Annotated in this window: 4 protein-coding genes and 2 rRNA genes; 4 read left to right on the top strand and 2 right to left on the bottom strand. The window is 66.3% G+C overall.

Annotation, left to right across the window (positions count from 1 at the left end; all coding sequences use genetic code 11):
* Window positions 1–45 precede the first annotated feature (45 nt).
* Both EDD40_RS17950 and EDD40_RS17945 read right to left on the bottom strand, forming a co-directional pair.
* On the bottom strand, window positions 46–1578 hold the full coding sequence (locus EDD40_RS17950; protein WP_246037719.1) for an MFS transporter: 1533 nt from the start codon (window positions 1576–1578) through the stop codon (window positions 46–48).
* Entirely contained in the window at window positions 1575–2225 is a 651-nt protein-coding gene (locus EDD40_RS17945) for an LppX_LprAFG lipoprotein (protein WP_123743935.1), read from the bottom strand. Before EDD40_RS17945 ends, EDD40_RS17950 begins: the two co-directional genes overlap by 4 nt.
* A 151-nt stretch (window positions 2226–2376) precedes the next feature.
* Between EDD40_RS17945 and EDD40_RS17940 the strand changes: the two genes are divergently transcribed.
* From EDD40_RS17940 to EDD40_RS17925, 4 genes are all read left to right on the top strand, one after another.
* Window positions 2377–3720: a glutamine synthetase family protein gene (locus EDD40_RS17940; protein ID WP_123743934.1), complete on the top strand. Its 1344-nt coding sequence runs from the start codon at window positions 2377–2379 to the stop codon at window positions 3718–3720.
* 11 nt (window positions 3721–3731) lie between these two features.
* A complete protein-coding gene (locus EDD40_RS44410; RefSeq protein ID WP_123743933.1) occupies window positions 3732–7973 on the top strand; it encodes an FkbM family methyltransferase in 4242 nt (1413 codons plus the stop codon).
* Between the two features lie 468 nt (window positions 7974–8441).
* Window positions 8442–9959: ribosomal RNA gene (locus EDD40_RS17930) — 16S ribosomal RNA — on the top strand.
* 350 nt (window positions 9960–10309) lie between these two features.
* Window positions 10310–13390 (top strand): 23S ribosomal RNA (locus tag EDD40_RS17925).
* The 16S and 23S rRNA genes sit together here, the layout of an rRNA operon.
* Window positions 13391–13462 lie beyond the last annotated feature (72 nt).

The raw sequence follows: 13462 nt of genomic DNA, 5'->3' as shown, positions 1-13462 counted from the left end.
TAGCCAACCGCACCGTTGCCCCCGGCCACCCGAAGATCAAGAAGATCACCGAGCCGAACGGGGCAGCAGCAGCGACACGATCGCGCCGACGCCGCAGATCACCGCGGTGATCCAGAAGATCTCGTGGTACTCCGTCAGCAACGCCGCCGTCAGCGCCTCCCGGTACGCCGCCGCCTTCTCGGCGAACTCCTCCGGCGTCATCCCGAACGGCAGCGGCGTGTCCAGGTCGGCGGTCAGCTCGCGGAACCGGTGCAGGCCCCACGCCGACAGCCCGGCCACGCCGACCAGCATCCCGGTCATCCGCGCCACCACCACCGCGGCCGACGCCACACCGTGCTGCGAGGACGGCACCACCCGCAGCACCGCCGCCGACACCGGCGCGATCACCAGCCCCAACCCGAACCCGGCCACCGCCAGGTCCCGTCCCACCACGAACGACGACACCGAAGCGGGCCACTGCGCGATCAGCGCGTACGCGCCCGCGGCCACCGCCAACCCGACGAACGACACCCACCGGTCACCCGACGGGGTCCGCGCCGCCAGCCACCCGCCGATCAGCGCACCCACCGGCAACGCGATCAGGAACCGCGCCAACATCCCCGCCGCCGCGGCCGAGTCACGCCCCAGCACGGTCTGCGCGAACAGCTCCACGTCCACCAAGGTCACCATCAACGCCGCACCGGTCGCCAACGACACGCCCAGCGACGCCAGGAACGGCCGCACGGCCACCCCCGCCGTGTCCAGCAGCCGCACCGACGACCGCCGCTCCCACAGCACGAACCCGACGAACACCACCGCCGCCGCCCCGAGCGCGGGCCACCCCCACGACGGCAGCACGGACCGCGCCGGATCGGGGTTGTAGAGCCCCACCACCAGAAGCGACAACGCCAACGCCAACAGGCCGCCGCCGACGACGTCGATCCGCACCGACGACCGGACCGACCGCGGCACGGTCGCCTGCACGACCGCCATCGCGATCGCCGCCAACGGCAGGTTCACCCAGAACACCCACCGCCAGCTCTGCGGCTCCACCGACTCGAAGAACGACCACGCGTTGAACAGCGACGCCAACCCGACGCCGTACAGCGTGCCGAGCACGCTGCCCAGCTCCTGCGCCGCGCCCACCACGCCCAGCGCCGACGCCCGCCGTTCCGCCGCCCAGAGGTCCGCGACCAGCGCCATCGTCACCGGCAGCAACGCCCCACCGGCCAGCCCCTGCACCACCCGCCCGGCCACCAGCAGCGGCAGGTCGCCCGCCAACGCCGTCACCGCCGAGCCGACCGCGAACCCGATCAGGCACAGGTGCAGCACCAGCCGCCGCCCGAACCGGTCCGACAGCTGGCCCAGCAACGGCATCCCGGCGACGTACCCGAGCAGGTACCCGGTCACCACGGGCGTCGCGCGCTCCAGGTGGTTCACCGGGATGCCCAGGTCGCGCACCATGTCCACGAGCACGCCGACGACCACGTACGCGTCGAGCGCGCCCAGCAGCACCGCCGTCGCGCCGGCCCCGATCGCCAGCCGACGAGCCCTGGCCGTGCCCACCTCACCCACCGCGGCGCCCACTGCCGGGCTCACGCGGGCGGCGAGACGGTGACGGGCTTGTTGAAGTCGGACAGCTCGATCGTCACCTTCGCACCGCTCGGCAACGTGAACAGCGCCTTCTGCAGCTTCTCGTCCCGCACGGAGAACTCCGAGGCGACGTCGGCGTCGATGCCCGGCACGAGCCCGGCGACCACGTCACGCGGCACGGTCGCCTCGACGACCGCGAGCCCGTCGTCGTTCGACACGGTCTTGGCGTCACGCGCGTCGGCCAGCACGCGGGCCACGCCCTTGTCCGGGTCCAGGATCGCGGTCGGGTCGTACACCTGGCCCGCCAGCGCCGCGGGCAGCTTGGTGAACCCGCCGGTCGGACCCTTGAAGTACAGGTCCGTCGCGACCAGCACGTACTCGACCTCGATCAGCTGGCCGAACTGCTCGACCTTCGCCCGGCCCTGCGACTCGCCCTCGGCGTTCAGGTCGCCCTCGGCGTCCTTCACGCTCACGCCCGGCAGCTCGCCGTCCACCTTGATGGTGAAGTGGGTGCTGGTCACGGACTTCATCCCGGCGGACGCCTTCGCCAGCAGGTCCGGCCCGTCCGGCTGGGCCCCGGCGCCACCGGAGGACGTGCAGCCCGCCACGAGGGCGAGCACGAGCGACCCGATCAGGGCGCGACGAGGGAGCATGGGGTGAATCGTAGATCCAGCCGTCCTCCGACACCGCGAAACACCACCGCAAGTCCCTGACCTGCGCAATCACCAAGGCGGGGCAAACGGCCCAGCGCGTTCCGCCGAGTCGGCAACGCACGGTTGACCGTCCTTACCTAGGCTTCGGGTCATGAACCGCCAGCAGGAGTTCGTGCTCCGCACCCTCGAGGAACGCGACATCCGGTTCGTCCGGCTCTGGTTCACCGACGTCCTGGGCTTCCTCAAGTCGGTGGCGATCGCTCCAGCGGAGCTCGAGGGCGCCTTCAGCGAGGGCATCGGCTTCGACGGCTCCGCCATCGAGGGCTTCGCCCGCGTGTACGAGTCCGACATGGTGGCCAAGCCGGACCCGTCGACGTTCCAGGTGCTGCCCTGGCAGACGCCGGACAAGAACCACTACTCGGCGCGCATGTTCTGCGACATCGCCATGCCGGACGGCTCGCCGTCGTGGGCCGACCCGCGGCACGTGCTGCGCCGCACCCTGGCCAAGGCCAGCGAGGCGGGCTTCACCTGCTACGTGCACCCGGAGATGGAGTTCTTCCTGCTCAAGGGCCTGCCCGACGACGGGAGCGAGCCCGTCCCGGCGGACAACGGCGGTTTCTTCGACCAGACCAGCCACGAGACCGCGACCCACTTCCGCCGCCACGCCATCGAGGCGCTGGAGGCGATGGGCATCTCGGTCGAGTTCAGCCACCACGAGGGCGCGCCCGGCCAGCAGGAGATCGACCTCCGCTACGCCGACGCGCTGACCATGGCCGACAACGTGATGACGTTCCGGTACGTGATCAAGGAAGTCGCGATCACGCAGGGCGTGCGGGCCTCGTTCATGCCGAAGCCGTTCACCGACCAGCCCGGCAGCGGCATGCACACGCACGTCAGCCTGTTCGAGGGCGACCGCAACGCGTTCTACGACGCCGAGGACCCGTACCAGCTGTCCGACACCGGCAAGATGTTCGTCGCCGGCCTGTTGAAGCACGCCCGGGAGATCTCCGGTGTGACCAACCAGTGGGTGAACTCCTACAAGCGGCTGATCGTGGGCGGCGAGGCCCCGACGGCGGTGTGCTGGGGCCACGCGAACCGGTCCGCCCTGGTGCGCGTGCCGATGTACTCGCCGGGCAAGTCGTCGTCGCGCCGCGTCGAGATCCGCTCGCTCGACTCCGCCTGCAACCCGTACCTGGCGTACGCGGTGATCCTGGCGGCCGGGCTCAAGGGCATCGAGAAGGGCTACGAGCTGCCGCCGCCCGCCGAGGACGACGTGTGGTCGCTGACCGACCGCGAACGGCGTGCCGCCGGGTACGACAACCTGCCGCAGAACCTCGGCGAGGCGCTGACCGAGATGGAGAACTCCGAACTGCTCCCCGAAGCGCTGGGCGAGCACGTCTACGACTTCTTCCTGCGCAACAAGCGGGCGGAGTGGGACGGCTACCGCCGCAGCGTGACGCCGTACGAGCTGCGCAACCTGTTGCCGGTCCTGTGAGGGAGACACCCGTGCGGGTGGTCCACACCGGGCACTCGGAGAAGCTAGGTTTGCAGACCGTGACCGAGGTGCCCGGGCGTTCGGAATCCCGTCCCACGTTCATCGCCTGCACGGTGGCGACCGCCGCCGAACTGCCCGCGGTGAAGGTGCTGTCGAGCTCGTTCCTGGCCAACCACCCGCAGGCCAGGTTCCTGGCGCTGGTGGTCGACGCCCTGCCGGAGAACTCCGGTCCGGGCCTCGTCACCCCCGCCGACCTGGGCATGAGCCAGGACGAGCTGGCGGAGCTGGCCACCGGCTGCACGGCGGCGCAGCTGTGCGGCGTGCTGCGGCCGAAGCTCCTGGAGCAGCTGCTCGGCCAAGGTGTGCCGGTGCTGTGCCTGGACCCGTGGGTGCAGGTGCTCAACCCGCTCACGGATCTGGTCGAGGCCGCCGTGCGCCGCGGCCCGCTGGTCCTGGTGCCGAGGGCGTTGCGGCCGCTGCCCGACGACGGCCTGCGCCCGACCCCGACCGAACTGCTCGAGACGGGCGTCTTCGACCCCGGGTTCCTGCTCGTCGCGCCCGGCGCGGAGCCGTTCCTGCGGTCCCTCGGCGAACAGCTGCGCCGCACGCCCGACGCCACCAAGGCCGTGCTCGACATGGCTCCCGCGCTGGTCAACCTGCACGTCCTGCGTGACGCGACAGTCGGCCTGTCGGTGTGGAACGCGGCGCAACGCGACCTGCACCGCCGCCCGGACGGCACGTTGACCACGGTCGGCGAACCGGTCCGCAGCGTCCACTTCGCGGGCTTCGACCCCCACCGCCCGTGGCTGCTGTCGGCGGACTTCGCCGACCGCCCCCGGGTCCTGCTCTCGGAACACCCGCAGCTGGCGGAGCTCTGCACGGCGTACCGGGCGGAACTGGTCCGCAAGGGCCACTCGCCGCAGCGGGTCCGGTACGGCTTCGGGCAGCTCGCGGACGGCACCCAGATCCCGGACGAGCTGCGCGCGGACTACCGCGAAGCCGCCCGCTCCCACCCGGGCTCGGCCTTCAGCCCGGGCGGCAGGCAGACCACCGAGCCCGCCTCCACGCCGACCACCGAACCGGTGACCACCGAACCGGTGACCACGCCGGCCGTCAACGGCACCCGCCCGAGCACCGAGCCTGAAATCCTGCCCCCAGCCCCGGTCTCCACCGAACCTCCCGCACCGGCCGAGCCTGCCCCGGACCCCGCCGCCGCAACCCCGGTCGCCGCAACCCCGGTCGCCGCCGAGCCGGCCGCCGAAGGCATCACCCTGACCGGTCACCTCGACCAACCCGCCGAGCGCGTCGAGCCGACCGGTCAGGTCGACCAACCCGCCGAGGGCGTCGAGCCGACCGGTCAGGTCGATCAGCCTGCCGAAGGCTCCGAGCCGCCCGTCGAGGTCCCGGCAACCGCCGACCGCGAAGAGCCGGCTGCCGATGCCGCGCCGACTGCTGACAGCGCCGAGCCCGCCGGCCAGGTCGCATCGTCCGCCGATGCCGATGCCGATGCCGATGCCGATGCCGATGCCGATGCCGATGCCGATGCCGAGCCCGCCGCCGACCACTCCCGTCCGGACGCCGCCGAGCGCTCCACCCCACTCGAACCGGCCTCCCCGACCACCCGAAGCACCCCACCCCCGGCCTTCGGGCCGGACGGGGGAGCGGGCTTCGTGGCCTGGGCGAGCGAACCCGTGCCCGGCCTGCCCGGCAGCACGCGCTGGTCCGTCGCGCTCTGGCGCTCCGACCAGGCCCTCCGCGCCCAGTTCCCCGACCCGTTCGGCGAGGACGGCCCGGCGTTCCGCGACTGGTGCGCGAGCGTCGGCGTGGCCGCGGGCCGGTTGCCGGTCGCCGCCGTGCCCCGGCCCCGCGCCGAAGGACCCGTGCTGCACGACCAGCTCGGCGTTTCCGTGCTCGGCGCCGGCCCGGTCGCCGAGCTCGTCCACGCCGCCGCCCGCGCGTCCGGCCTCCCGACCTCGACCACCGCCGGCTACCCGGTCGTGATCCGGGTCGGCACCGCCGAACGCGTCCCGGACAGCCGCTTCGTCGTCGACTACCTCCTCGACGACGACCAGCCGATCGACGCCGCCGAGCTGTGGGTGCCGTCCGAGGCGACGCGCGCCACCCTCGAACGCCAGGGCGGCCCGGCCGTCCGGGTCCTCCCGCTGCCGGTCGTGGACATCGAGGACCAAGACCCCGAAGCGCACGACGGGGTGGTCTTCGGAGCCCTCGCCGATCACGCGATCGACCGCGCGGGCAACGTGCTGGGCGCGGTTTCGGCGTTCCTCTCGGCCTTCCCCGACCGCAACGACGTGACGCTGCGCATCGAGGTCACCAACGCGTCGGCCCACCCCGAGGCCGCCGAACGACTGCGCCTGGCCACCGCCGCCGACCCGCGCATCGAACTGGTCGACACCCTCGGTCCCGTCGACTGCCTCGTGCACCTGCACCGGGGCGGCGCGTGCGACCGGATCGCGCACACCCTCGCCGGGCACGCCGCCCGCGCCACACCGGTCATGACCTCGGACCACGGCGCGGTCGCCGAGCTGTTCGACAAGGCCGCAGTGATCTTCGTGCCGTGCCGCCAGGGCGTCGAACCCGACGTCCAGGCCGCCGCGAAGCTCATGCGCGCCCTCGCCGACGACCTGCCGACGGCCGTCGCGATCGGCCTCAAGGGACGTGACCACGTCCGCGCCACCCGGGACGTCGCCAAGGTCGGCGAGATCCTCCGCGAACGCGTCGAGCACGCCTACCGGGGTTGGCGCGCCCGCCGGGCCAAGCCCTCGCCGACCGTCGACCCGCTGAAGGCGCTGCACTCGGCGAAGCACGCCCTGCTGCGCCAACCCGACGTGGGCACGGCCAGCCGCACGCCCATGGCGCCGCAGCTGCGCAAGGTGGTCCTGCGCGTCCTCGACCACTACGACAACCACATGCGCAACGTGCTCACGTCCCTGGTCGAAGGGGTCGAGCGCACGGTCTCCGAGGTGGTCCGCCGCCAGGACGACCTGTCCACCGGCGTGGGCCTGGGCGAGCTGGAGGTGCTGCGCGCCGAGCTGGAACAGCACGCCGAGCACCAGGGCCACCTGGCCGACCAGCTCGTCGGCATCGACGACGGCGTCGTCCGGGTCCGCGCCGACATGGCCGGCCAGGGACGGCGGGTGCGCGAGATCGAGGACGCCGTGGTCGCCGAGGCCGCGAAGCGCGCCAAGCAGGGCGACGCCCTGGCCCAGCGCATCGACAAGCTCGCCGTCGCGCTCGAACGCACCCTCGACCGGATCGACTCGCTGGAGTCCAAGGTCGTCGACGTGCTGCGGGACCGTGACACCAAGCTCGAGTTCGGCCTGCGCGCCGCGAACCAGGCGCAGCAGACCGCCGACGCCCTGCGCCGCGTCGTCGTGCGCGAGCACGAGCGGCACAGCGACACCGTGCCGCGCAGCTCGCTCGTGCTGACCGACGTGGGCCTGCTGCGCCTGCCGTCGGACGACGCGTTCATGCTGCCGATGCTGTCCAGCAACGGGGTGTGGGAGACCGGCCTGTCGGAGCTGATCGACTCGGTGGTCGAGCCGGACGGCATCTTCCTCGACATCGGCGCGTACGTCGGGTACCAGACCGTGCGCATGCTCAGCCGGTTCGGGACGGGCGGCGCGGTGGTCGCGGTCGAGCCGTGCCCGTCCGCGCGGGCGCTGCTGCGGCACAACGTCGACGTCAACCTGCCCGAACGGGTGGCGCAACAGCTCGTGCTGGTGGACGCCGCCGCGTGGGAGAGCACCGGTGAGCTGGCGACCCAACCGTCGTTGACGGGCGGGGTGTCGGTCGCGCCGCTGCCGGAGGACGCCGGCGACGACGTGCCGCGGGTGCGGGCGGCCAGGCTCGACAAGGAGCTGGAGGCCGTGCCGTCGTTGCAGGGCCGCAAGCTGTCCGTCGTCCGGGTGGACGCGCCGGGCCGCGGTCACCGCGCGTTGGCCGGACTGGTGCGCCTGCTGCGCCGGGATCGCCCTCACGTGTTCCTGGACTTCTCCGCGACGGCGACGTCGGGTTTCGGCGACGATCCGGTCACGGTCCTGAAGGAGTTCCGGATCTGGGGCTACGACCTGGTGCCGGTGCCCACCCGCGAACCGGCGTCGCCGGAGCAGATCGTGACCGCGATGGAGGGGATGCGGAGCATCCCGCTGTGGTTGCGACCCCGTCCGGTGGCGCCCAAGGGACCGGGTCCGCAGGTCGCGATGCCGGCACGCACCGCGCCGGCAAGCCGCTGACCAGGCGATTTGACACCGACGAAGGTCATGAGTAACTTTTACCGAGTCGCCAGCAAGAACCTCGGAACGAGCGGTTGACACCGCGAATCGGGCCGAGTAGACTACTGCGGCGTCAAGCTCCCAGAAACGAATAAGCAGCACAGAGTGCTGCCTCCGCTCTGGAAACAGATACAAATTGAATGCGAAGCGAGTTCAGCGCGGAGCCGAGAAGCCGAAACCGGCCGATTTGACACCGCGAAAACGAACGAGCTAAGGTTCAACCACAGCAAGCGAAACACCGGAAACACAAAGCCCCGGATTGAACTGCGGTAAGACTGCGGAACGAAATGGTGAGCGCGTGTTCTTTGAGAACTCAACAGCGTGCCGAATAGCCAGTAAATTTATGAACCTCGTCAAGAGGTTTCCTTTGAGATTGTTACTGGACAACTGACGTTCATGTCAGTGTTGTTCGGAGCGATCAAACATTCCTTATTGGAGAGTTTGATCCTGGCTCAGGACGAACGCTGGCGGCGTGCTTAACACATGCAAGTCGAGCGGTAAGGCCCTTCGGGGTACACGAGCGGCGAACGGGTGAGTAACACGTGGGTAACCTGCCCTGTACTCTGGGATAAGCCTGGGAAACTAGGTCTAATACCGGATATGACTCCATTAGGCATCTTGTGGGGTGGAAAGTTCCGGCGGTACAGGATGGACCCGCGGCCTATCAGCTTGTTGGTGGGGTAATGGCCTACCAAGGCGACGACGGGTAGCCGGCCTGAGAGGGTGACCGGCCACACTGGGACTGAGACACGGCCCAGACTCCTACGGGAGGCAGCAGTGGGGAATATTGCACAATGGGCGAAAGCCTGATGCAGCGACGCCGCGTGAGGGATGACGGCCTTCGGGTTGTAAACCTCTTTCAGCGGGGACGAAGGGCAACTGACGGTACCCGCAGAAGAAGCACCGGCTAACTACGTGCCAGCAGCCGCGGTAATACGTAGGGTGCGAGCGTTGTCCGGAATTATTGGGCGTAAAGAGCTCGTAGGCGGTTTGTTGCGTCGGCTGTGAAAACTTCACGCTTAACGTGGAGCCTGCAGTCGATACGGGCAGACTTGAGTTCGGCAGGGGAGACTGGAATTCCTGGTGTAGCGGTGAAATGCGCAGATATCAGGAGGAACACCGGTGGCGAAGGCGGGTCTCTGGGCCGATACTGACGCTGAGGAGCGAAAGCGTGGGGAGCGAACAGGATTAGATACCCTGGTAGTCCACGCCGTAAACGGTGGGTGCTAGGTGTGGGGGACTTCCACGTCCTCCGTGCCGCAGCTAACGCATTAAGCACCCCGCCTGGGGAGTACGGCCGCAAGGCTAAAACTCAAAGGAATTGACGGGGGCCCGCACAAGCGGCGGAGCATGTGGATTAATTCGATGCAACGCGAAGAACCTTACCTGGGCTTGACATGCACCGGAAACCTGCAGAGATGTAGGCCTCTTCGGACTGGTGTACAGGTGGTGCATGGCTGTCGTCAGCTCGTGTCGTGAGATGTTGGGTTAAGTCCCGCAACGAGCGCAACCCTCGTTCCATGTTGCCAGCGCGTAATGGCGGGGACTCATGGGAGACTGCCGGGGTCAACTCGGAGGAAGGTGGGGATGACGTCAAGTCATCATGCCCCTTATGTCCAGGGCTTCACACATGCTACAATGGCCGGTACAGAGGGCTGCTAAGCCGTGAGGTGGAGCGAATCCCACAAAGCCGGTCTCAGTTCGGATCGGGGTCTGCAACTCGACCCCGTGAAGTCGGAGTCGCTAGTAATCGCAGATCAGCAACGCTGCGGTGAATACGTTCCCGGGCCTTGTACACACCGCCCGTCACGTCACGAAAGTCGGTAACACCCGAAGCCCGTGGCCCAACCAGCTTGCTGGGGGGAGCGGTCGAAGGTGGGACTGGCGATTGGGACGAAGTCGTAACAAGGTAGCCGTACCGGAAGGTGCGGCTGGATCACCTCCTTTCTAAGGAGCATTCCTCACCGGTCTTCTTCGGAGGGCCTGTGGAGAGCCTCGCGATCGGCGAATGATCGATCGGTGGTTGCTCAATGATGTGGATGCTGGCTATATACAGAACCTGGGATTGTTCGCGGAGTTAGTACTGCTCTCCGGAGCGTGGAAGGGTCCGTGAGGGGTTCGAGTCTTCTGTTCGGTACGCTGTTGGGTCCTGAGAGAACACGTGAGTGTCTCTTTCAGCGAGAAACGACAGGACGGTCTCCGTCCGCGAACCGCCGGGTTGTCCGGTAGGCGTGGGCAGTAGCGGGATGGTGTCTGGTTGTTCTTTGAGAACTGCACAGTGGATGCGAGCATCTTTGTGGCAAGTTATTAAGGGCACACGGTGGATGCCTTGGCACCAGGAGCCGATGAAGGACGTAGGAGACTGCGAAAAGCCTTGGGGAGCTGTCAACCGAGCTGAGATCCAAGGGTATCCGAATGGGGAAACCCGGCCCCAGTCATGTGGGGTCACCCACGCCTGAACACATAGGGCGTGTGGAGGGAACGCGGGGAAGTGAAACATCTCAGTACCCGCAGGAAGAGAAAACAACCGTGATTCCGTGAGTAGTGGCGAGCGAAAGCGGAAGAGGCTAAACCGTATTCGTGTGATACCCGGCAGGGGTTGCGTGTACGGGGTCGTGGGACCTGTTCGTCAGTTCTGCCGGACTGACAAGGAGTCATAAAACGGTGTCGTTAGCGGAACGCGTCTGGAAAGCGTGGCCGTAGAGGGTGAAAGTCCCGTACGCGAAAACTCACCGTCTCCTTACAGTGTTCCCAAGTAGCAGCGTACTCGTGAAATTCGCTGTGAATCTGGCGGGACCACCCGCTAAGCCTGAATACTACCTGGTGACCGATAGCGGACTAGTACCGTGAGGGAAAGGTGAAAAGTACCCCGGGAGGGGAGTGAAATAGTACCTGAAACCGTGTGCCTACAATCCGTCGGAGCCTTTAGGGGTGACGGCGTGCCTTTTGAAGAATGAGCCTGCGAGTTAGTGCTGCGTGGCGAGGTTAACCCGTGTGGGGTAGCCGTAGCGAAAGCGAGTCCGAATAGGGCGTGTGAGTCGCGTGGTCTAGACCCGAAGCGGAGTGATCTAGCCATGGCCAGGGTGAAGCGTGGGTAAGACCGCGTGGAGGCCCGAACCCACCAGGGTTGAAAACCTGGGGGATGAGCTGTGGTTAGGGGTGAAAGGCCAATCAAACTCCGTGATAGCTGGTTCTCCCCGAAATGCATTTAGGTGCAGCGTCGTGTGTTTCGTGCCGGAGGTAGAGCACTGGATGGTCTAGGGGGCCCACAAGCTTACCGAAATCAACCAAACTCCGAATGCCGGTACGTGAGAGCGCGGCAGTGAGACTGCGGGGGATAAGCTTCGTAGTCGAGAGGGAAACAGCCCAGAACGCCGGCTAAGGCCCCTAAGTGTGTGCTAAGTGGGAAAGGATGTGGGGTCGCCCAGACAACCAGGAGGTTGGCTTAGAAGCAGCCACCCTTTAAAGAGTGCGTAATAGCTCACTGGTCAAGTGGTCCTGCGCCGACAATGTAGCGGGGCTCAAGCACACCGCCGAAGCCGTGTCATTTCGATTTAGGTCGGGATGGGTAGGGGAGCGTCGTTCAGCCATTGAAGCGCCGGAGTGATCCAGGTGTGGAGGCTGGACGAGTGAGAATGCAGGCATGAGTAGCGAAAGACGAGTGAGAAACTCGTCCGCCGGATGACCAAGGGTTCCTGGGCCAGGCTAATCCGCCCAGGGTAAGTCGGGACCTAAGGCGAGGCCGACAGGCGTAGTCGATGGACAACGGGTTGATATTCCCGTACCCGTGTGAACGCGCCCATGGCGAACCTTGTGATACTAACCGCCCGAAGCCCGCTCTGATTCTTCGGATGAGGGGCGATGTGGAGCGCGGGACCTGAACTTGTAGTAGTCAAGCGATGGGGTGACGCAGGAGGGTAGCTCCGCCAGTGAGTGGTAGTACTGGTGTAAGCGTGTAGGGAGAGTTGTAGGCAAATCCGCAGCTCATATATCCTGAGACGTGATGCATAGCCGATTGAGGCGAAGTAGAGTGATCCCATGCTGCCGAGAAAAGCCTCTAGTGAGTGTTCATGCGGCCCGTACCCCAAACCGACACAGGTGGTCAGGTAGAGAATACCGAGGCGATCGGGCGAACTGTGGTTAAGGAACTCGGCAAAATGCCCCCGTAACTTCGGGAGAAGGGGGGCCGAGGGATTTGAAGCCCCTTGCGGGCTAGGATTTTTCGGCCGCAGAGACCAGCGAGAAGCGACTGTTTACTAAAAACACAGGTCCGTGCGAAGTCGCAAGACGATGTATACGGACTGACGCCTGCCCGGTGCTGGAACGTTAAGGGGACCGGTTAGTCTTTCGGGGCGAAGCTGAGAACTTAAGCGCCAGTAAACGGCGGTGGTAACTATAACCATCCTAAGGTAGCGAAATTCCTTGTCGGGTAAGTTCCGACCTGCACGAATGGCGTAACGACTTCTCGACTGTCTCAACCACAGGCCCGGCGAAATTGCACTACGAGTAAAGATGCTCGTTACGCGCGGCAGGACGGAAAGACCCCGGGACCTTTACTATAGCTTGGTATTGGTGTTCGGTTCGGCTTGTGTAGGATAGGTGGGAGACTGTGAAGCGCTGACGCCAGTCAGTGTGGAGTCGTCGTTGAAATACCACTCTGGTCGTACTGGATGTCTAACCTCGGTCCGTGATCCGGATCAGGGACAGTGCCTGGTGGGTAGTTTAACTGGGGCGGTTGCCTCCCAAAGGGTAACGGAGGCGCTCAAAGGTTCCCTCAGCCTGGTTGGCAATCAGGTGTCGAGTGCAAGTGCACAAGGGAGCTTGACTGTGAGACCGACAGGTCGAGCAGGGACGAAAGTCGGAACTAGTGATCCGGCCATGGCTTGTGGAAGCGTGGTCGCTCAACGGATAAAAGGTACCCCGGGGATAACAGGCTGATCTTGCCCAAGAGTCCATATCGACGGCATGGTTTGGCACCTCGATGTCGGCTCGTCGCATCCTGGGGCTGGAGTAGGTCCCAAGGGTTGGGCTGTTCGCCCATTAAAGCGGTACGCGAGCTGGGTTTAGAACGTCGTGAGACAGTTCGGTCCCTATCCGCCGCGCGCGTAGGATACTTGCGGAAGGCTGTCCCTAGTACGAGAGGACCGGGACGGACGGACCTCTGGTGTGCCAGTTGTCCTGCCAAGGGCATTGCTGGTTGGCTACGTTCGGAAGGGATAACCGCTGAAAGCATCTAAGCGGGAAGCCTGTTCCTAGATGAGGTATCCCACCCCTTTGTGGGTTAAGGCCCCCAAGAGACCATTGGGTTGATAGGCCGGAGATGGAAGGTCGGTAACGGCTGGAGTTGACCGGTACTAATAGGCCGAGGACTTGTCATGAAGACGCTACGCATCCACTGTGCGGTTCTGAAAGAACCGAACCGGACCGTCACGGTCCACCTCTTGTGTGGG

The organism is Saccharothrix texasensis (genome assembly GCF_003752005.1).
Lineage (GTDB): Bacteria > Actinomycetota > Actinomycetes > Mycobacteriales > Pseudonocardiaceae > Actinosynnema > Actinosynnema texasense.
This window is presented reverse-complemented; position numbering and strand designations above follow the sequence as displayed.